The organism is Bradyrhizobium sp. AUGA SZCCT0182 (genome assembly GCF_018130185.1).
Classification (GTDB): domain Bacteria; phylum Pseudomonadota; class Alphaproteobacteria; order Rhizobiales; family Xanthobacteraceae; genus Bradyrhizobium.
On sequence record NZ_JAFCLY010000061.1, the window covers coordinates 1 to 19,685 of the forward strand.

Here is a 19,685-nt window from a genome sequence, read left to right on the forward strand (position 1 = left end):
CGCCAATGCCGTAATCAGGTCCGGACAGCCTTGGAAAGGCGCTAACGCCTCTTGACAGCTAACACGGTAGATCCCGGCTCAAGGCCGGGACGACAGATCAAGCCACGCCCGCGCGCAGCAAATCATGCAGATGCACGATGCCGACCGGCTTGCTGGCATCGGTCACGATCAATGCGGTGATCTTCGAGGAATTGAGGATCTCCAGCGCCTCGCCTGCGAGCAGGTCGCGGCCGATGGTCTTCGGATTCTTCGTCATCACCTCGTCGACGGTGGCGGTCATCAAATCGGGGCGCATGTGGCGGCGCAGATCGCCGTCGGTGACGATGCCGACAATGTGGCCGCGGGCATCAGTGATACCAACGCAGCCAAAGCCCTTCGACGACATCTCGACCAGCGCATCCGACATTTTGGTGCCGAGCGGCTTCAGCGGCACCGCGTCGCCTGAATGCATGAGGTCGCGGGTGTATTTCAACAGCGCGCCCAGCTTGCCGCCGGGATGCAGCACGCTGAAATCGACCGAGGTGAAGCCACGGCCTTCGAGCAGCGCGATCGCCAGCGCGTCGCCGAGCGCCAGCATCATCAGCGAGGAGGTGGTCGGCGCCAGATTATGCGGGCAGGCCTCGCGCGCCTTCGGCAAGGTCAGCGCGACGTCGGCGGCCTTGCTCAGCGTCGATTCCCGGTCCGCGGTCATCGCGATCAGGGGAATGCTGAACCGGGTGGCGTAGGTGATGAGATTCTTCATCTCCGGCTGCTCGCCGGACCATGACAGCGCCAGGATGACGTCGTCGGCGGTGATCATGCCGAGATCGCCGTGGCTGGCCTCCGCGGCATGGACGAAGAATGCCGGTGTGCCGGTGGAGGCAAAGGTCGCCGCGATCTTGCGGCCGATATGGCCCGACTTGCCGAGCCCGGTCACGATCAGCCGCCCCTTGGCGTTGCCGATGCGATCGACGGCCGCAGCGAACGGCGCGCGGAGGTCGGACTGCAGCGCCGCCGTGATGGCGGCGATGCCGCCGGCCTCAACATCGAGCGTGCGCAGGGCCGACTCGATGGCGGCGTTGGCATGATCGGTGCCGGATGATTTTGCCATCAGCGGTTTCGGCTTGGCCATGTCTCAAGTCCAGGGAGGAGGGGCAAAGCCCCGGACCCCTCCTTAGCATGGCCCAACCGGCGAAGCGACGCGGGCCGCCGGCTCTCAACGGGTCATTAACCATAATTGTTTTAACTCCATTAACGACGTTTTCCCCGCGCGCTCGGAGTGCGTCGAATAAGTATCTGACGTTGTTGGAGTATTTTGATCGTGATGGCAGGTCCAGTAAGGGGCCAAAGCAGGCGCGCGACAGCTTTCCGCGCGGTATTGCCATGCCTTGCGCTGATCGTCCTGACCGGCACCATTGCGCAGGCCCAGACCGTCACGCCCGACCTGTTCAGCCCGACCCGCAGCAGCCAGCTGATGCCGGTGGATTCGCCGCTGCGCCGGACCAATGCCGAGGCCAACGATAAAACCAGCGACGACGCCAACGACGCTCGGGTTCGCGACAAGGAGAAGCCCGCGCCGTCGCGCATCGGGGCGATCCCGCGCTATGGCCTGCCCGCCGCAAGCGGCGCTTCCAGCTCCGGTTACGACTCGCTCAACCGCAAGCTTCAGAAGCCGAAATATTATCCGGGACAGGTCCGGCCGAAGCCGCCGCCGGGACCGGGCAGCCGGCCGCCGCTGCTGTCGAACACGCCGCTGCGGCTTTCGATTCCGCCGTCGCAGACCGCGAACAAGGCCCCGATCCCGCCGGCGATGGCCGGCACGGTGGTGGGGCAACCCGCACGCAAGCGCCTGAAGGTCGATGACGATCCGTTCGGCGCGGTCGGCGATTACGCCGGCAGCTTCCTGATCAAATCGGCGGTCGAACTCTCGGGCGGCTATAACACCAACCCGCGCCGCACCGTCGATGAGAAGGGCTCGCCGTTCTATATGATCGCGCCGGAACTGCTCGTCATGTCCGACTGGGAACGCCACGCGGTGGTCGCGGATCTGCGCGGATCCTTCACCGGCTATGGCAACACCTTTCCGCCGCCGACCGACGGCACGATTTCGCCGGCGCCGGTCGTGATCGATCGGCCGGATTTCACCGGTCATGTCGACGGCCGTCTCGACGTCTCGCGCGACACGCGGCTGCTCGCGCAGGCGCGGCTGCGTCTCGCCACCGACAATCCGGGCAGCCCGAACATCCAGGCCGGCCTGCAAAGGTACCCGGTCTATGCGACGTTCGGCGGCACCTTCGGCTTCGACCAGAATTTCAACCGCCTGCAGGTTTCCGGCGGCGCCACCGTCGACCGCACCGCCTATACCTATTCCAAGCTCACCGACGGCACCTCGACCAGCAACGACGACCGCAACTTCAACCAGTTCGGCGGCGTCGGCCGCGTCAGCTACGATCTGATGCCGGGCTTGAAGCCGTTCGTGGAAGCGCAGGCCGACAGCCGCGTGCACGATCTGAGGCTGGACCGCAGCGGCTTCGCGCGCGATTCCACCGGCGGCTACGTCAAGGGCGGCACCAGCTTCGAATTCTCGCGGCTGCTGACCGGCGAAATCGCGGTCGGCTACGCCGCGCGCGATTATGTCGACAGCCGCCTCAACCGCCTCGAAGGCCTCTTGACCTCGGCTTCATTGACCTGGACGGCGACACCGCTGACCACGGCCAAATTCTATTCCGACACCACGATCACCGAGACCACGCTGCCCGGCGTATCCGGCGTGCTGACGCACATCTACACCGTTGAAGTCGATCATGATTTCCGCCGCTGGCTGACCGCGATCGGCAAGTTCACCTGGGGCACGCTCGACTACCAGGGCGACAACCGCAAGGACAAGATCTACACGGTGTCTGGTGACCTCATCTACAAGATGAACCGCAATCTCTGGGTCAAGGGCACGGTCCGCCGCGATTGGCTGGATTCAAACCTCCCCGGCAACAGCACCGCCGCCACCGTCGTCATGCTCGGCGTGCGCCTGCAGCACTGAACCTTCATCGCCTCGCTTGTGTGCTGAAGGTAAGGTGAGGGAATTGTGACACACCCCTAAACGGGTACGTGACGGGTATCACACCCACTATTGCTTGACCGCGGACCAAAGCGGCCCCAATCTGGCGCTCCTTACAGAAGGAGTTTCAATGGCCCAGGGCAAAACTGCCTCTCGCAGCATTTTATCACGTACTTTGGCTACGATTATTCTCGTTGGCATCTATTGTTTCAGCATCGTCGGTGTGACGGCGCTGATGGTTGGAGGATCGACAACGGCGGCGTACGCGCAGCGCGGTGGTCGTGGCGGCGGAGGCCGTGGTGGCGGCGGTCGCGGCGGCGGACGCGGCCGTGGCGTCGGTCGTGGTGTTGGCCGCGGCGGCGGTTATTACCGCGGTGGCGGACGCGGCTATGGTCGCGGCTACGGTTATGGCGGCGGCTACTACGCGCCTTCCTGCTACTGGGCTGGTCCCGTGCGGATCTGTCCGTAAGTCCAGCGTTCCGCAGGACTGATATCTACAAGAATGGTGCAGTGCGCTCCGGCGCCCTGCACCATTTTTGTTTTGCCGTTCAATTGCGACCGCCCCGCTTACCGCGGCAGCGTGGTCGATCCCATCAGATACTGGTCGATGGCGCGGGCGCAGAGGCGGCCCTCGCGGATCGCCCATACCACCAGCGACTGGCCACGGCGCATGTCGCCGGCGGAGAACACGTTCGGCACTGACGTCTGGTAGTCGGTCAGGTTGGCGCGGACGTTGCCGCGCTGGTCGAGATCGACGCCGAGCGTCTTCAGCATGCCGTCATGGACCGGATGCACAAAACCCATCGCCAGCAGCACCAGTTGCGCGTCGAGTTCGAATTCGGTGCCGGCGATCGGCTGGAATTTTTCGTTGACCTGCACGCAATGCAGCTTCTGCACCTTGCCGTCGTGGCCTGAGAATTTCTGCGTCAGCACCGCGAATTCGCGGCGGGCGCCTTCGGCCTGGCTCGACGAGGTCCGCATTTTCAACGGCCAGTTCGGCCAGGTCAGGCCCTTGTCTTCGTGCTCGGGCGGCGCCGGCATGATTTCGAGCTGGGTCACGGACTTCGCGCCCTGCCGGAACGACGTGCCGATACAGTCCGAACCGGTGTCGCCACCGCCGATCACGACCACATGCTTGCCGCCGGCGAGGATGTCCGCGGCCGCCCCGAGCGGCTCGGACGAGACGCGGCGATTTTGTTGCGGCAGGAAATCCATCGCGAAGTGGATGCCGTCGAGGTCGCGGCCCGGGATCGGCAGATCGCGGCCGGCTTCGGCGCCGCCGGTCAGGGCCACCGCGTCGTATTGCCGGTGCAACTCGCGCGGATCGATCGCGGTTTGACCATTTCCTTGCGAAGTGCCGCCGACATGGACACCGTAGTGGAAGGTGACGCCCTCGGCTTCCATCTGCGCCACGCGGCGGTCGATGACGTGCTTTTCCATCTTGAAATCGGGAATGCCGTAGCGGAGCAGGCCGCCGGCCTTGGCGAATTTCTCGTAGACATGGACGTCATGGCCGGCGCGCGCGAGCTGCTGCGCGGCGGCAAGGCCCGCAGGCCCCGAACCAACGATCGCGACCTTCTTGCCGGTCTTGCTGGGGGCGATTTCCGGCTTCAGCCAGCCATTGTCCCATGCGCGGTCGACGATCGCGCATTCGATGGTCTTGATGGTGACCGGGTTGTCGTCGATGTTGAGCGTGCAGGAGGCCTCGCACGGCGCCGGGCAGATGCGGCCGGTGAACTCCGGGAAATTGTTCGTGGAGTGCAGATTGCGCGAGGCTTCTTCCCAATTGTCCTGATAGACGAGGTCGTTGAAATCAGGGATCTGGTTGTTGACCGGGCAGCCCGGCGTACCCGGCTGAACCGAGCCGGTGCCGTGGCAATAGGGAATGCCGCAATTCATGCAGCGCGCGGCCTGGTCGCGGGCGTCTTTCTCGCTCAGCGGAATGACGAATTCGCGATAGTGCTGCAAGCGGTCGGCGACGGGCGCATATTTGCGGTCGTGCCGGTCGATTTCCAGAAAACCTGTGATCTTGCCCATTAAACCCAACGTTCCTGCAACTTAAGCTTCGTCGTCTTCATCGTGCTCGTCATCCCCAGGGTGCGCGCTCTTGCGCGCCTCGAAGGATGAATTGTCGTCCCAGCCGTCCTTCGAGGCCCGAGCTTTGCTCGGGCACCTCGGGACGACGGCGTCGCCCAGTCTACGCCCCGATCGCGATTTTCGGCTCGGCGTCGGCGTTAGCCTTCAATTCCTTCAGCGCGCGGCGGTATTCCACCGGCATCACCTTACGGAATTTCGGCAGCCAGGTCTTCCAGTCGGCGAGGATCTCTTCGGCCCGCTTCGAGCCGGTCAGCTTGGCGTGGCGCGTGATCAGGACGTGCAGCCGCTCGACGTCGGAGTCGAGCAGGTTCTGGAACACGTCGACCCTGCCATGCGCTTCGAGATCGCCGGTGTGGTGATAGGTGTTCTGGTTGATCATTTCTTCCGAGAGCACCGGTTCAAGCTCGACCATCGCCATGTTGCACAGCTTGGCGAAGTCGCCGGCCTCGTCCAGCACATAGGCGATGCCGCCGGACATGCCGGCCGCGAAGTTGCGCCCGGTCTTGCCCAGCACCACGACGATGCCGCCGGTCATGTATTCGCAGCAATGGTCGCCGGCGCCTTCGACGACCGCGACCGCGCCGGAGTTGCGCACCGCGAAGCGCTCGCCTGCGATGCCGCGGAAATAGCATTCACCCTCGATCGCGCCATACATCACGGTGTTGCCGACGATGATGGACTCTTCCGGCACGATGCCGGAATTGCGCGGCGGCTTGACGATGATGCGACCGCCCGACAGGCCCTTGCCGACATAGTCGTTGCCTTCGCCTTCGAGCTCGAAGGTGACGCCGCGCGTCAGCCAGGCGCCGAACGCCTGGCCCGCGGTGCCCTTGAGGCTGACCTGGATAGTGTCGAGCGGCAGGCCGGCATGACCGTAGATCTTGGCCAGCGTGCCCGACAGCATCGCACCGGCCGAGCGGTCGGTGTTGTTGATCTCCTCGTCGATCTTCACCGGCGCGCCGCGGTCGATCGCGGCCTGCGCCTTTTCGATCAGGCGCCGGTCGAGAACGGCTTCCAGATGATGGTCCTGCCTCTCGGCGTGATAGATCTTCTGGCCGGGCTGTTCCTTCTGGCGCACGAACAGTTTTGAGAAGTCGAGGCCCTTGGCCTTCCAGTGCGCCACCAGCGTCGACTGGTCGAGCATCTGGGTCTGGCCGACCATCTCGTTGAAGGTGCGGTAGCCGAGGTGGGCCATGATCTCGCGGACTTCCTCGGCGACGAAGAAGAAGTAGTTGATGACGTGCTCGGGCTGGCCGGTGAAGCGCTTGCGCAGCACCGGATCCTGCGTCGCGACGCCGACCGGGCAGGTGTTGAGATGACACTTGCGCATCATGATGCAACCGGCCGCGATCAAGGGCGCGGTGGCAAAGCCGAATTCGTCGGCACCGAGCAGCGCGCCGATCACGACGTCACGTCCGGTGCGGAAGCCGCCGTCGACCTGGACCACGATGCGGCTGCGCAGCCGCTCGCGCACCAGCGTCTGGTGGGTTTCGGCAAGGCCGATTTCCCACGGAGAGCCTGCGTGCTTGATCGAGGTCAGCGGCGATGCGCCGGTGCCGCCCTCAAAACCTGCGATCGTCACATGGTCGGCGCGTGCCTTGGCGACGCCCGCGGCCACGGTGCCGACGCCGATTTCGGAGACCAGCTTGACCGAGACCTGACCGTCCGGATTGACGTTCTTGAGGTCGTAGATCAGCTGCGCCAGATCCTCGATCGAATAGATGTCGTGGTGCGGCGGCGGCGAGATCAGGCCGACGCCCGGCGTCGAATGCCGGACGCGCGCGATCACGGCGTCGACCTTGTGGCCGGGCAACTGGCCGCCTTCGCCGGGCTTGGCGCCCTGCGCCATCTTGATCTGCATCATGTCGGAGTTGACGAGGTACTCCGTCGTCACGCCGAACCGGCCGGAGGCGACCTGCTTGATCGCAGAACGCATCGAATCGCCGTTCGGCATCGGCTTGAAGCGATCGGCCTCTTCGCCGCCTTCGCCGGTGTTGGACTTGCCGCCGATCCGGTTCATCGCGATCGCCAATGTCGTGTGCGCCTCGCGCGAGATCGAGCCGAAGCTCATCGCGCCGGTGGCGAAGCGCTTGACGATGTCCTTGGCGGGCTCGACCTGGTCGAGCTTGATCGGCTTGCGCTTCTCGTCCTCGGCGGACTTGATCCGGAACAGGCCGCGCAGCGTCAATAGCCGCTCGGATTGCTCGTTGAGGATTTTGGCGAACGCCTTGTAGCGCTCCAGTGAATTGCCGCGCGCGGCATGCTGCAGCATCGAGACCGATTCAGCGGTCCAGGCGTGGTCCTCGCCGCGGGTGCGGTAGGCATATTCGCCGCCGACATCGAGCGCGGTCTTGTAGACCTGCGCGTCGCCGAACGCATCGCTGTGACGGCGGCAGGTCTCCTCGGCGATTTCGGCAAGACCCACGCCTTCGACCCGGGTGTGGGTGCCGGCGAAATACTTGGCGATAAATTCTGCCTTCAGGCCGACGGCGTCGAAAATCTGCGCGCCGCAATAGGACTGGTAGGTCGAGATGCCCATCTTGGACATCACCTTGAGCAGGCCCTTGCCGATCGACTTGATGTAGCGCTTGACGATCTCGTAATCGTCGAGCGAGCCGGGCAGGCGGTCCTTCATCGCGATGATGGTCTCGAACGCCAGATACGGGTTGATCGCTTCGGCGCCGTAGCCGGCGAGGCACGCAAAGTGATGCACTTCGCGCGGTTCACCGGATTCGACCACGAGGCCGACCGAGGTGCGCAGGCCGGTGCGGATCAGATGATGATGCACGGCGGCGCAGGCCAGCAGCGAGGGGATTGGAATCCGGTCCGAGCCCGCCATGCGGTCGGACAGGATGATGATGTTGACGCCTTCGCGCACCGCGCCTTCGGCGCGCGCGCAGAGTTCGTCGAGCACCTGTTCGAGGCCCGCCGCGCCGAAGCCGGCATGGAACGTCGTGTCGAGCGTGCGCGACTTGAAATGGCTGTCGGCAACGCTGGAAATCGAGCGGATCTTTTCCAGATCCGCGTCGGTCAGGATCGGCTGGCGCACTTCGAGACGCTTGGTCGAAGCGAGGCCCTGCAGGTCGAACAGGTTCGGCCGCGGCCCGATGATCGAGACCAGGCTCATCACCAGTTCTTCGCGGATCGGATCGATCGGCGGGTTGGTGACTTGCGCGAAGTTCTGCTTGAAGTAGGTGAACAGCGGCTTCGGCCGGTCCGACAGCGCCGAGATCGGCGTGTCGTTGCCCATCGAGCCCGCGGCCTCTTCGCCGGTCGAAGCCATCGGCGTCATCAGGATGGTGACGTCTTCCTGCGAATAGCCGAACGCCTGCTGCCGGTCGAGCAGCGGCAGGTTGGAGCGCATGCCCTTGCTCGAGGCGTCGGGCAATTCCTCGAGCTGGATCTGGGTGCGATGCAGCCAGTCGCTGTAGGGATGGCTCTTGGCCAGATCAGCCTTGATCTCGTCGTCGGGAATGAGGCGGCCCTGTTCGAGGTCGACCAGCAGCATCTTGCCGGGCTGCAGCCGCCACTTGGTGATGATCTGGTCCTCGGGGATCTTGAGCACGCCCATTTCGGACGCCATCACGATGCGATCGTCCTTGGTAACAAGATAGCGCGCCGGCCGCAGGCCGTTGCGGTCCAGCGTTGCGCCGATCTGGCGGCCGTCGGTGAAGGCGATCGCGGCCGGGCCGTCCCACGGCTCCATCATCGCGGCGTGATATTCGTAGAAGGCGCGGCGCGTCTCATCCATCAGGGGATTGCCGGCCCACGCTTCCGGAATCATCATCATCACGGCGTGCGGCAGCGAGTAGCCGCCCTGCACCAGGAATTCGAGCGCGTTGTCGAAACAGGCGGTGTCGGACTGGCCCTCATAAGAAATCGGCCACAGCCTGGAGATGTCCTTGCCGTACAGTTCCGAGTGCACCGAGGCCTGCCGCGCCGCCATCCAGTTGACGTTGCCGCGCAGCGTGTTGATTTCGCCGTTATGGGCGATCATCCGGTAGGGATGCGCCAGCGACCAGGCCGGGAAGGTGTTGGTCGAGAAGCGCTGATGCACCAGCGCCAGCGCGCTCTCGAAATCCGGCTCGTGCAGATCGGGATAATACTTGCCGAGCTGGTCGGCGAGGAACATGCCCTTGTAGATCACGGTCCGGCACGACATCGAGACCGGGTAATAGCCGGCAAGGCCGCGATCGCGGCGCTGATAGATCGCCTGCGAGATCGACTTGCGCAGGATATAGAGCCGGCGCTCGAAATCATCCTCGGTCTTGGTCGCGCCGTTGCGGCCGATGAACACCTGCATGCAGGATGGCTCGGTCGGCTTGACGGTTTCGCCGAGCGAGGAATTGTCGGTCGGCACGTCGCGCCAGCCGAGCAGCTTCAGGCCTTCGTCCTTGATCTGGTCGGCGATGATGCTCTGGATGACTTTGCGCCACGCGGTCTCCTTCGGCAGGAACAGCGCACCGATGGCGTACTCGCCGGGCTTCGGCAGCTTGAAGCCGATCTCGGCCGCTTTGCGCGTGAAGAACGCGTGCGGGATCTGCACCAGGATGCCGGCGCCGTCGCCGGCGCGCGGGTCGGCGCCGACAGCGCCGCGATGTTCGAGGTTGCAGAGAATGTTGATCGCGTCGTCGACGATCTGATGCGACTTCCGGCCCTTGATGTTGGCGATGAAGCCGACGCCGCAGGAATCTTTTTCGAGGCTCGGATCGTAGAGCCCTTCAGCCGGCGGACGCCAACTCCACTCGCGCTGAGGCTCGGTATGATACGCGTCGTCCGGTTTCGAGATAGCGGTCGCCGACAGCGTTTCTGTCACGATGTTTTCGCGCTCGAATTCCGACCCGCTCATCTTAGTCCTCTCAATCAGGTCAAGGGCCTTAACTGTCACCGGCGCACCTTGGGCGCTTGCGGCACCCACCGGGCCACCGCTCGTCCGCCGCGAGCCGAAATTTCCTAAATTCAGGCTTGGGCGTTCAACGTCCCTGAGGAACGGCCTTGCCTGTACTTGCCTGGAGCTCGAAGCCGCCAGCTTTCGTTGCAATCCCCGTGCCGGGAATGCCCACAATTGAGACAGTGATGCTGTCCTAACTCCCGACCATGCCAAATTTTTCTCTATCACACAAGCGCGTGAAAGTCCCTGCCTGCATGACTGATCCGTGCCTGTAGCCGTCGAAACACACTGTCCCGGCTTGCCGAAACATACTGCCCCGGATTTGGGGCAAACGCGCCGCGATCCGGCCCAAGGACCGCCGAATTTCACAATGAAGTTCGGTTCCGGGACGGCCGGGCAAGAGAGCGAACACGCTCCAGGCAGGGGCTAACAGGAGCAATGGATGATGAAGTTCTTCACAGGATGGGTTTTTGCGGCGGGGACGGTTCTCGCCACAACGGCCGCCCAGGCGCAGGTACCGGCGCCTTACGAGGCCGGACGCTCGCCCTATTATTCGGTATCCGACATTGGCGACCCCTATTATGCGCCGCCCCGTTATGCGCCGCCGCCGGCCTATCCCGGGCCGCGCTACGGCTACGGGCAGGGGCCGATGCTGCTGCCGCCGACCGAGGTCTACACGGTGGTGCGCGAGAGCGGATTTTCGCCGCTCGGCATCCCGCAGCAACGCGGCTTCGTTTACACGATTTCGGTGATCGACCGCGGCGGCGACGACGGCCGCCTGATCATCGACGCCCGCACCGGCCGGATCATCCGCTTCATACCGGCGCACCGGATGGGCGATAATTTCAACGACGATCTGACCATGAATTACGGCCCGCCCGGATCGCTGCCGCCGACCCATGCCAGGGGCGCGCCGCGGCCGCCGAAGCCGGCGCCGCAGGTCGCGAGCCACACTGTGCCGGTGCCGAAGCCGAGCCCGCTCGCCGCCGCCAAGCAGGCTACCGCCGAACCGGCAGCCAAAGCCGTGGCGGCCAGGCCGGCCGCCGCCGAGCCTGCGGCCAAACCCGCAGCCGCGGCGGAACCGGTGCAGCAATCGGCGGCAGCTCAGCCTAAATCGGCCGAAGCGCAAACAACGCCGGCCGCGGCCATGACGACAGGTGTGGTCCAGGCCAAGCCGGTACCGCAGATCGCTCCGACCCAGGAGATGCCCAACGTGCAGGGGCTGGAGTAAAGAAGCTGTCATTCCGGGGCGAGGCGAAGCCTCGAGCCCGGAATCCATAACCACGATCGGGAGTATGGATTCCGGGCCTGCGCCAAGAGGCGCATCCCGGAATGACCAAGGAGTCGGGGGAGCAACAACAGCCCCGGCACCTATTCCTTATGACCCGCCGCCGCGAGGATCAGGTCGGCGATCTCCTTCGGATGCGACACCAGCGACAGGTGACCCGCGTCCAGTTCGACCGTGGTCGCGTTCATGCGCTTGGCCAGAAACCGCTCGAGGTCGGGATTGATGGTCTGGTCCTGCTTGGAGACCGCATACCATGACGGCTTGGAGTGCCAGGCGGCCACGGTGGTGCGTCCCGCAAACAGGGAAACGGCGGTCGGCTCCTGCACCGCGTAGAGCACCTCGGCCTTTTTCGGCGCCACGCCGTTGGCGAAATATTTCAGGAACGAATCCTCCGACAATTTGGTGAAGCCGTCATGTTCCCGGATCCCGGCGCGCACCGGCCCGGCCGGGAATTTTCCGGAGAGCGCGACAAAATCCTCGCCCGCATCGGGGCCGCGCGCGGCGACATAGACCAGCGCCGATACTTTCGGATCCGTTCCGGTCTCGCTGATCACGGTGCCGCCCCAGGAATGCGCGACCAGCACGGTCGGTCCGTCCTGCAGCGCCAGCGCGCGGCGGGTCGCGGCGACGGAATCGGCAAGCGACGTCAGCGGATTCTGTACGGCGGTGACCTTCAGCCCCGCGGCCTGCAGATAGGGGATGACTTCCGACCAGCTCGAGCCGTCCGCCCACGCCCCGTGCACCAGCACGACATTGCGCGCCACCGGCGCCGCCGCCTCGGCCTGCGCCGGGAGTGTGCCAAGCGATCCCGCAAATGCCGTGACCGCGAGCGCCGTTACCAGTTGAACCATCTTCATCGAACCTGCTCCGTGATTTTTTCAGCGTGATGCGCTGCCCATGATTGGAGTTTCGATGCGCGGGGCGTGACGTTACGGTGCTCACGGCAGTGTGAAATCACGAACATCGCGCACAAAAAACGCCCCGGTTTCCCGGGGCGTTCTCGCGTTCAGCCAATATCTGCTGAAAGCCTGATCGCGCTCATAGCGTTTTCGAGCGAAGTGGACACCGGTTCGCGTGAAGAAAACGCGTCAAAACGAGAATCTAGAGCTTCGGTTCTGATCCGATCAGAACCGAAAATGCTCTAGGCCGCGACCGCCGAGCTGTCGACGACCCGCGGGGTCTGGGAGCCGTTGCTGATCGGAATGCTGCGCGGCTTCTTGGCCTCGGGAATCTCGCGGACGAGATCGACGTGGAGCAGACCGTGCTCGAGCGAGGCGTTCTTGACCTGCACGAAATCGGCAAGCTGGAAGGCACGCTCGAAGGCGCGCGCCGCGATGCCGCGGTATAGCACTTCGGATTTGTCCTGGCCGTTCTCGTTGGCGGATTTCTCGCCCTTGATCGTCAGCGTGTTTTCCTTGGCGACGATCGAAAGCTCGCCTTGCGAGAAGCCGGAGACCGCAACGCTGATGCGGTAGGCGTTCTCACCGGTGCGCTCGATGTTGTAGGGGGGATAACCGGGGCTGCCGTCTGACGCTGCCTGGTCGAGCAGGGAGAAGAAGCGGTCGAAGCCGACGGTGGAACGATAAAACGGGGCGAGATCGTAGGTACGCATAGGGTAGTCCTCCATTGAGCGACTGTTGCAGTTAACCCGCCCGCCATCGGGCCGGGCTTTCGTCCATGTGCAGCCTCAGATTTCGACTCCGAAACACAGGGGTATTCGATTCCGAAACACTGGTAGCGGCCTGCACAGAAGTGATATGGGAGGGGCTGAACATCGTTCAAGAGGGGCCAAACCAGGTCCCTTTTTTGATACCCGCCTTGATTTCCAGCCCGTTTCACCTAGCCGGTTCCCTGTCCATGACGCTCGTCTCGATCCCTGCCAATCCGGTTCCGGAGGATGTCGTCAGCGGCACCATCAAGACGCCTGACGGCGCCGAACTGCGCTTTGCGCGCTGGGCACCGCCGGCGGGCCGCAAGGGTACCGTCTGCGTCTTCACCGGCCGCAGCGAGCAGATCGAGAAATATTTCGAGACGGTGCGCGACCTGCGCGATCGCGGCTTTGCCGTGGCGATGATCGACTGGCGCGGCCAGGGTCATTCCTCGCGGCGCTTGCGCGATCCACGCAAGGGTTATGTCCGCGATTTCTCCGATTTCGAAATCGACGTCGAAACCTTCGTGCAGCAGGTGGTGCTGCCCGATTGCCCGCCGCCCTATTTCGCGCTGGCGCATTCGATGGGCGGTGCCGTGATGCTGCGCGTCGCGCATGCGGGAAAACGCTGGTTCGACCGCATGGTGCTGTCGGCGCCGATGATCGATCTGCCGGGAAGCCGGACCTCATTTGCGGCGCGCACAATGCTGCGGGTGCTGCGGCTCGCAGGTCAGGGCGGCCGTTACGTGCCTGGAGGCAGCGACGCGCTGACCGGCACCGAATCCTTCATCAACAATCCCTTCACCAGCGATCCCGTGCGCTTTGCCCGCAACGCCGCGATCCTGGAAGAAGACCCGACGCTGGGCATCGGCTCGCCGACGGTGGCCTGGGCCGACACGGCGTTTCGCGCGATGCACGGTTTTCGCGCGTCGAACTACCCTTCCGAAATCCGCCAGCCGATCCTGATGCTGGCCGCCAGCAGCGACACCATCGTCTCGACCGCGGCAATCGAGGAATTCGCCTATCATTTGCGCGCCGGCTCGCATTTGGTAATCGCCGGGTCCAAGCACGAGATCCTGCAGGAGCAGGACCGCTACCGCTCGCAATTCTGGGCCGCGTTCGACGCCTTCGTACCGGGCACGCCGCTGTTCAAGTGATCAAATCCGAATAGATGCGAGTTTGAAAGGTTCTCGATAGCGATGGCATCGAGGATGACCAAATCGGCTCGGTCGAAAGTGCGGTCCCAACTACCAGGTGTGGTAGGCTCAAGTCCCGATTACGTCTCCGTTAAGTCGCGCCGGAGGGATGTGATCGCGTTGGCGATAGGGGAGGCAGTTTCATGCGTCTGTTGATTCTGGGCGGGAGCCAGTTTCTTGGGCGCGCGATTGCGGCTCATGCTTGCGCTGCCGGACATGACGTGACGTGCGCCGCACGGGGGCTTGCGGGTCCGATTGCGCCCGGCGCGAAATTTGTTGCCGTCGACCGCGACGTTTCAAATGGTCTTGAGCCGCTTGCGCGCCAGGAGTTCGATGCTGTCGTGGATGTATCACGTCATCCGGGCCAGGTGCGCCGCGCGGTCGCCGCACTCAAGCAGCAGACCGGGCACTGGACCTTCGTCTCGACAGTAAGCGTTTATGCGGACAATCGCACTCCCGGGCAGCGGGCGGACACCGCCTCACTGCGGGCACCCACCGCCCCGGAGGTCGAGTATAGTAGTGAAGAAATCTATGGTGCTGCGAAAGTCGCATGCGAGCAGGCCGTAGGCGAAAGCGCCTTCATTTGTCGGGCGGGTCTTATTGTCGGGCCGGAGGATCCGACGGGTCGTTTCACTTATTGGCCAGCGCGGCTTGCCCGCGGAGGCGAAGTGCTTGCGCCCGGGACACCGGAGGACACCGTTCAGTTCATCGACGTGCGCGACCTTGCCCAATGGATCGTTCATGCCGCGGAAGCCCGCCTGATTGGTATCTATGACGGAATTGGGCCAACGCGCACCCGCGGCGAACTGCTGGCTGAGTGCGCGGCGGCACTGGGTTCATCCTGTACGTTTACGTGGGTAAATCGTGCCTTCCTGGAGCAGCACGACGTCAGACGTTGGGCGGGTCCTCGATCACTCCCTTTGTGGCTCCCTTTGCCGGACTTTGCCGGCTTTGCTACGCGCGACACGACGCCGGCGCGTCATGCCGGCCTCACCTTGCGGCCTCTTGCAGAGACCGCGCGTGACACGCTTGGCTGGCTGTGCACCACCAACGGCACAGTCGTCGGCTTAACCGTCGATGAAGAAAGGGAAGTGCTTGCCGCATGGCATGCGAGGGGCCAGCATCCTGGCAACTGACGACGACGTGATCAATTCTATGACTGCACGGCCTGGCCGGCTGGCGCCGGCAGCCGGTCGGTGATGCGCTTGGGTAGCTTCCGCTCGACGAACAACGTGCGGACGTCGGCGACGCTGAGGTAGCGCGCCTCGCCGTCACCCTTGCCGAGAATGTCGAGCAGGACCGGCCATTCGCCCTTCATCATGATCGGATAGGTCCAGCGCGCCTTATCGCCGTCGCGCTTCAGATTGTCCGCCATGAAGGTCTCGATCTGCTTGGCGTTCAGCCCGGGCTCGGTGCCGCCATCGGGATTACGGTATTCCTGGCCGAAGCTCGCGAAGCGTTCGATCTGCTCCAGATTGACCTGTCCATCCACTTCGAGGATGCGAGAGCCGGCGCCATGCTTGTCGAGCGGGCCGTTGCGCAATTCATCGAGAATTGCGCCTGATGTCACGCTCCTCAAGGGGTGGCCGTTTGCGATCATCGCAATTCCGTAGGTGAGCACCTTCGCCCGGATCAAACCCATTCCCGTTTTGCCGCTCGCCAGCCCGATGTCTTCGGTCAGCGTGCCGAGCGGCACGATGTGGCCGTCGACATAGCCGTTCGCGACCAGCGCGCGCAGGAACGGGCAGGGATTATTCGGAGAGACGGCGATCTGCGTGGCCGGTGCTTGGTCTGGCATGGATCCAATCCTGAAAAGGCAGCGAATATGAAAAAGACAATCGGCCTTGGTCTGAAAGGGGGATGGATTCGAAAAGCGAATCCGCCGGTCGTGTACTACTTCAGGCTGCAAACGATTTTCGCCGGATTCGAAGCCGTGTCAACCAGAGGCCGAAGACGTGGCCGGCCGGGATGACAATTTGGCGCAAAGGTACGCGGCCTCTTCAGGAATCGGCGGCAAGCTTCGGCGCGGACTCGACGAGCGTCAATCTGGTGGAGGGAACGCCGGCCTTCAGCAGGCCGTCACGGTAATGGGCGATGTCGTCAGGCCGTTTCCAATGGAAATTGCTCAAATGGCGTTCGACGGTAAAGGTCGGATAATTGTGCAGCAGGACCTCGGTGGCGTTGGCTGCTTCCTCGGCGCGCCCGAGCTGGGCGAGCGAGGCCGCCCGGATCGCGAGCGCCTGAAGATGATTGGGATTGAGATACAGCTGTTCGCGCGCCCAGGACAGCGAGGCGTCATATTGCCCGATAAGGTAATGGCTGAACGCATTCACGCCCGCCCATTGATATCGGGGGTCGGAATTGCCGCGCTGCGCCGCCATTGAGATCAGTTCGATGGCCTTCCGATGTTCGCCCGCGTAAAAATAACAAAAGCCAAGAACGCCGCGGGCGCCCATGTCGTAGGGGTTCAGCCCGACCGCCCGGTTCGCGGCATCCATGGAGACCTCGTGATGTCCTTCCAGGGCGTGCAGATAAGCGACAATCTGGAAGGCAAAGGACGAGCGCGGATCAAGCCTGACGCTGCTCTCGGCGAGATCCATCGCCGTGGTCCACAATTCGCGCGTGCTCTTGATCCATCCGAACTGGATGCTCTGCATCATGATGGTGGCGAGATAGGCGCGGGCGATCGACAGCGTCGGATCGAGCGCGATCGCCTCCCTGAACAGGCCGATCGAGGTTTCGAAATCGGCCTTGGTCTGCAGGTAATAATAGGAAAGCCCTTTGAGGAAGCGGTCCCATGCGGTCAGGTCGTTCGACGACGGCCGGGGAGGGGCGGAAGCCTCGGCCCGGTAGATCTCGGCCGCGATCGCCGCCGACAGGCTGGTGGTGATCTCGTCCTGCATCGCGAACAGGTCGCCCATGTCACGGTCGTAGCGGCCGGTCCATAATTGCTCGCCGTTCTCGGGCGCGATCAGCTCGGCGGTGACGCGGATCTTGCTGGCGGCGCGGCGCACCGAGCCCTGGATCAGGTAACTCGCGTCGATCTCGCGGGCGATCAGGCGGGTGCTCAGGTTCTTGCCCTTGAAGGAGAACGTCGAATTGCGGCTCAGGACCCGGTAGAACGATTGCAGCGACAATGCGTGGATCAGGTCCTCGGTGAGGCCGTCGGAGAAATACTCGTCGGCGCTCTCGCTCAAATTGGCAAACGGCAGCACGCCGACGATCGCGGTCCGGTATTGCGCAGGCAGGTTCGCAGGATCCCTCGCCTCCCGGCTGCGGTGGTCCGCGCCTTCGGGCTCCCAGGTCCAGACGCTGACCGGCTCCTCGATGTTCTTGAAGCGATGCGGACCGGCATCGACCAGGGGAACGCTGAGACGCTTGCCGGCCTCGCCATAGGCCTTGCCCGACACCGCCACGCCGCCCGGGGCGGCCACCGATTCGAGCCGGACGGCGATGTTCACGTCGTCGCCGAACACCTCGTCCTCGTCGGCCATCACGTCACCCATATGGATGCCCATACGGAATTGCATCACGCGGTCGGTGGGCAAATGATGGTTTCGTTCGGCCATCATCATCTGCATCGCGACCGCGGCCTCGATGGCGCCGACGATGCTGGGAAACTCCAGCAGGAAGCCATCGCCGGTGTTCTTCACCAGACGGCCGCCATGATTGAGGATGATCGGGTAGATCGCGGTCCGGTGAGCCTTGAAAGTGGCGTGCGTACCCGCCTCGTCGGCTCCCATCATGCGGGAATAGCCGGCGACATCAGCGCAAACGATGGCGGCTAGCCGTCTTTCCATGTATCCCCAAAACTCCCGCACTTGCATACCACTATGTGGTTGGCCAAGCGATTCCAATGATTATTAAATACGCTGTATCTGGCGGAAGGCCGATCCAGAAGTGATAGTAACGCAATCCAATTGTGATTGGCATGCGCTGGACCAATGGATTGTCACGAGGGAACTGGTCAAAATCATGGGCGAGCTGCTCGGCATAAACGAACTCTGGTTGTTCATCCTCTCGGGGGTGCTGCTCAACGTCACGCCGGGGCCTGATACCGCCTACATCATCGGCCGCAGCATCCAGTTGGGGTGGCGCGGCGGGGCGGCGGCCGCGCTCGGCATCAGCTGCGGCTGCCTGGTTCACGTGTTCGGCGCCGCGATTGGGCTGTCGGCGCTGTTGCTGACGTCGGCGGCCGCATTCACCGTCCTGAAGCTGGTTGGCGCGGCCTACCTGGTGTTCACCGGCATCCAGATGCTGCTGTCGCGCCAGAGTCCGGTCGCCGACATAGCCGTGCAGGACGATGCCACCCCGCTACGCCGGGTGTTCTGGCAGGGGGCCTTGACCAACGCGCTCAATCCCAAGGTGGCGCTGTTCTTCCTGGCGTTCCTGCCGCAATTCGTGGCCGCTGATTCGCCGCACAAGACGGCGGCCTTCCTGGCCCTCGGCCTGATCTTCATCTTCAACGGCACGCTGTGGTGCCTCGGTGTTGCGGCGTTCGCGTCGAAGGCCGCCGCCCGCATCCGGCACTCCGAGCGCGTGATCGCCTGGATCAACCGCGTGCTCGGCGGGATGTTCGTCTATCTCGGGTTTCGCGTGGCGATGCTGCAGACCCGCTGATCTACCCCATTTAGGTGAGGCGTTTTTCAAGCCAGTTAGCGTCAGGAAAACGCGTCAAAGCAAAAGACCTGGAATCTGGTTCTGATCCAGCCAGAACCGGGTTCTAGCCGTGAATTTTCAGAAACCCGCCGACGGCGAGATAGAGCCCGAGGAAAATCATCGCGATCAGGAACCAGCGGCGGAACACGTCCGGATGCATCCGCGTGCGCACCGCCTGGCCGATGAACATGCCGGCAAACGACGCCGCCATCGCCACCGCGCCCGGCAGCGCGGTTGCGGCCGTCAGCAGACCCGCCCCGGTGATGTTGAAGGCGAGCGCCACGGTAGCGACCGTGAAGAACACGCCGAGCGCCTGCACCAGTTCGTCCTTCTGCATGCCGATCGCCTGCATGAACGGCATTGACGGGATGACCTGAACGCCGGTCGCGGCCGAGATCACGCCGGTGACAAGGCCGACGATGCCGCCGATCCACTTCTCGTCGCGGTGCGCGACCTTGAAGCTGAATTTGCACAGGCCCACGATGGCATAGATCACCAGCAGCACGCCGAGGATGACGGTGCCATAGGCCGCATAGGGCCCGGTCAGGAGCCCGCCGTTGAGCCAGATGCCGATCACGGTGCCGACCATCAGTGGCCACAGCCGCCGCATGATGTCGCGCAAGTAAGGGCCGCCGAAGGTCTGCCAGATATTGGTGACGATCGCCGGAACGATCACGATCGCGATCGCCTGTCCGGGGGCCATCGTCAGCGCGAGCAGGCCCATCGACACCGTCGGCAGGCCGAGCCCGATGACGCCCTTGATGAAACCGGCGAGCAGGAACGCGGCCGCAATGAGAATGAGCATGGAATCGATCATGCGGCCACATTGACCGATCGCGCTATCCGGCACAATCTGGAGATTACGGAGACAG

At 63.7% G+C, this 19,685-nt stretch carries 13 protein-coding genes and 1 pseudogene; 6 read left to right on the forward strand and 8 right to left on the reverse strand.

What is annotated here, in order from left to right; genetic code table 11:
* Window positions 1–97: 97 nt before the first annotated feature.
* On the reverse strand, window positions 98–1,111 hold the full coding sequence (locus JQ611_RS37795; protein WP_212269992.1) for an SIS domain-containing protein: 1,014 nt from the start codon (window positions 1,109–1,111) through the stop codon (window positions 98–100).
* 192 nt (window positions 1,112–1,303) lie between these two features.
* Between JQ611_RS37795 and JQ611_RS37800 the strand changes: the two genes are divergently transcribed.
* Together JQ611_RS37800 and JQ611_RS37805 are read left to right on the forward strand one after the other, a co-directional pair.
* Window positions 1,304–3,016 (forward strand): outer membrane beta-barrel protein, encoded by a 1,713-nt coding sequence (locus JQ611_RS37800; RefSeq protein ID WP_212269991.1) that lies wholly within the window; start codon window positions 1,304–1,306, stop codon window positions 3,014–3,016.
* A 148-nt stretch (window positions 3,017–3,164) separates the two neighbouring features.
* Window positions 3,165–3,503, forward strand: coding sequence for a hypothetical protein (locus tag JQ611_RS37805; protein WP_212269990.1), 339 nt, complete (start codon window positions 3,165–3,167; stop codon window positions 3,501–3,503).
* A 98-nt stretch (window positions 3,504–3,601) separates the two neighbouring features.
* On the opposite strand, the gene JQ611_RS37810 is transcribed toward JQ611_RS37805, so the two are convergent.
* Both JQ611_RS37810 and gltB read right to left on the reverse strand, forming a co-directional pair.
* Window positions 3,602–5,071, reverse strand: coding sequence for a glutamate synthase subunit beta (locus JQ611_RS37810; RefSeq protein WP_212269989.1), 1,470 nt, complete (start codon window positions 5,069–5,071; stop codon window positions 3,602–3,604).
* Window positions 5,072–5,231: 160 nt separating this feature from the next.
* Window positions 5,232–9,980, reverse strand: a complete 4,749-nt coding sequence (gene gltB / locus JQ611_RS37815; protein WP_212269988.1) for a glutamate synthase large subunit — start codon at window positions 9,978–9,980, stop codon at window positions 5,232–5,234.
* A gap of 484 nt (window positions 9,981–10,464) precedes the next feature.
* On the opposite strand from gltB, the gene JQ611_RS37820 reads away from it, so the two are divergent.
* Window positions 10,465–11,253 carry a hypothetical protein gene (locus JQ611_RS37820; protein ID WP_312012371.1) on the forward strand — a complete coding sequence of 263 codons (789 nt, stop codon included), beginning with the start codon at window positions 10,465–10,467 and terminating at the stop codon, window positions 11,251–11,253.
* A gap of 140 nt (window positions 11,254–11,393) precedes the next feature.
* On the opposite strand, the gene JQ611_RS37825 is transcribed toward JQ611_RS37820, so the two are convergent.
* Entirely contained in the window at window positions 11,394–12,167 is a 774-nt protein-coding gene (locus tag JQ611_RS37825; RefSeq protein ID WP_212390882.1) for an alpha/beta fold hydrolase, read from the reverse strand.
* A 284-nt stretch (window positions 12,168–12,451) separates the two neighbouring features.
* Window positions 12,452–12,922 (reverse strand): Hsp20 family protein, encoded by a 471-nt coding sequence (locus JQ611_RS37830; protein WP_212211474.1) that lies wholly within the window; start codon window positions 12,920–12,922, stop codon window positions 12,452–12,454.
* Window positions 12,923–13,167: 245 nt separating this feature from the next.
* On the opposite strand from JQ611_RS37830, the gene JQ611_RS37835 reads away from it, so the two are divergent.
* Both JQ611_RS37835 and JQ611_RS37840 read left to right on the forward strand, forming a co-directional pair.
* A complete protein-coding gene (locus JQ611_RS37835) occupies window positions 13,168–14,115 on the forward strand; it encodes an alpha/beta fold hydrolase (protein WP_212468330.1) in 948 nt (315 codons plus the stop codon).
* A gap of 182 nt (window positions 14,116–14,297) precedes the next feature.
* Complete coding sequence (locus JQ611_RS37840) at window positions 14,298–15,290, forward strand: NAD-dependent epimerase/dehydratase family protein (RefSeq protein WP_212468331.1); 993 nt, start codon at window positions 14,298–14,300, stop codon at window positions 15,288–15,290.
* 41 nt (window positions 15,291–15,331) lie between these two features.
* Here the strand turns inward: JQ611_RS37840 and JQ611_RS37845 are convergent.
* Window positions 15,332–15,952 (reverse strand): annotated as a pseudogene (locus JQ611_RS37845) (cytochrome C); the annotation flags it as partial.
* Between the two features lie 202 nt (window positions 15,953–16,154).
* Window positions 16,155–17,954 (reverse strand): adenylate/guanylate cyclase domain-containing protein, encoded by a 1,800-nt coding sequence (locus JQ611_RS37850; RefSeq protein ID WP_212269982.1) that lies wholly within the window; start codon window positions 17,952–17,954, stop codon window positions 16,155–16,157.
* A 184-nt stretch (window positions 17,955–18,138) separates the two neighbouring features.
* Here JQ611_RS37850 and JQ611_RS37855 point away from each other — a divergent pair, with 184 nt between their 5' ends.
* On the forward strand, window positions 18,139–18,774 hold the full coding sequence (locus tag JQ611_RS37855) for a LysE family translocator (RefSeq protein ID WP_212270000.1): 636 nt from the start codon (window positions 18,139–18,141) through the stop codon (window positions 18,772–18,774).
* A gap of 103 nt (window positions 18,775–18,877) precedes the next feature.
* Here the strand turns inward: JQ611_RS37855 and JQ611_RS37860 are convergent, their stop codons facing one another.
* Window positions 18,878–19,630: a sulfite exporter TauE/SafE family protein gene (locus JQ611_RS37860; RefSeq protein ID WP_212468332.1), complete on the reverse strand. Its 753-nt coding sequence runs from the start codon at window positions 19,628–19,630 to the stop codon at window positions 18,878–18,880.
* Window positions 19,631–19,685 lie beyond the last annotated feature (55 nt).

Bases quoted from the DNA above. Each gene is read 5' to 3' on its own strand.
- JQ611_RS37830 (WP_212211474.1), bottom strand. From the start codon at position 12,922: ATGCGTACCTACGATCTCGCCCCGTTTTATCGTTCCACCGTCGGCTTC.
- JQ611_RS37835 (WP_212468330.1), top strand. From the start codon at position 13,168: ATGACGCTCGTCTCGATCCCTGCCAATCCGGTTCCGGAGGATGTCGTC.
- JQ611_RS37860 (WP_212468332.1), bottom strand. From the start codon at position 19,630: ATGATCGATTCCATGCTCATTCTCATTGCGGCCGCGTTCCTGCTCGCC.
- JQ611_RS37840 (WP_212468331.1), top strand. From the start codon at position 14,298: ATGCGTCTGTTGATTCTGGGCGGGAGCCAGTTTCTTGGGCGCGCGATT.
- JQ611_RS37810 (WP_212269989.1), bottom strand. From the start codon at position 5,071: ATGGGCAAGATCACAGGTTTTCTGGAAATCGACCGGCACGACCGCAAA.
- JQ611_RS37795 (WP_212269992.1), bottom strand. From the start codon at position 1,111: ATGGCCAAGCCGAAACCGCTGATGGCAAAATCATCCGGCACCGATCAT.
- JQ611_RS37800 (WP_212269991.1), top strand. From the start codon at position 1,304: ATGGCAGGTCCAGTAAGGGGCCAAAGCAGGCGCGCGACAGCTTTCCGC.
- JQ611_RS37850 (WP_212269982.1), bottom strand. From the start codon at position 17,954: ATGGAAAGACGGCTAGCCGCCATCGTTTGCGCTGATGTCGCCGGCTAT.
- JQ611_RS37805 (WP_212269990.1), top strand. From the start codon at position 3,165: ATGGCCCAGGGCAAAACTGCCTCTCGCAGCATTTTATCACGTACTTTG.
- JQ611_RS37825 (WP_212390882.1), bottom strand. From the start codon at position 12,167: ATGAAGATGGTTCAACTGGTAACGGCGCTCGCGGTCACGGCATTTGCG.
- gltB (WP_212269988.1), bottom strand. From the start codon at position 9,980: ATGAGCGGGTCGGAATTCGAGCGCGAAAACATCGTGACAGAAACGCTG.
- JQ611_RS37820 (WP_312012371.1), top strand. From the start codon at position 10,465: ATGATGAAGTTCTTCACAGGATGGGTTTTTGCGGCGGGGACGGTTCTC.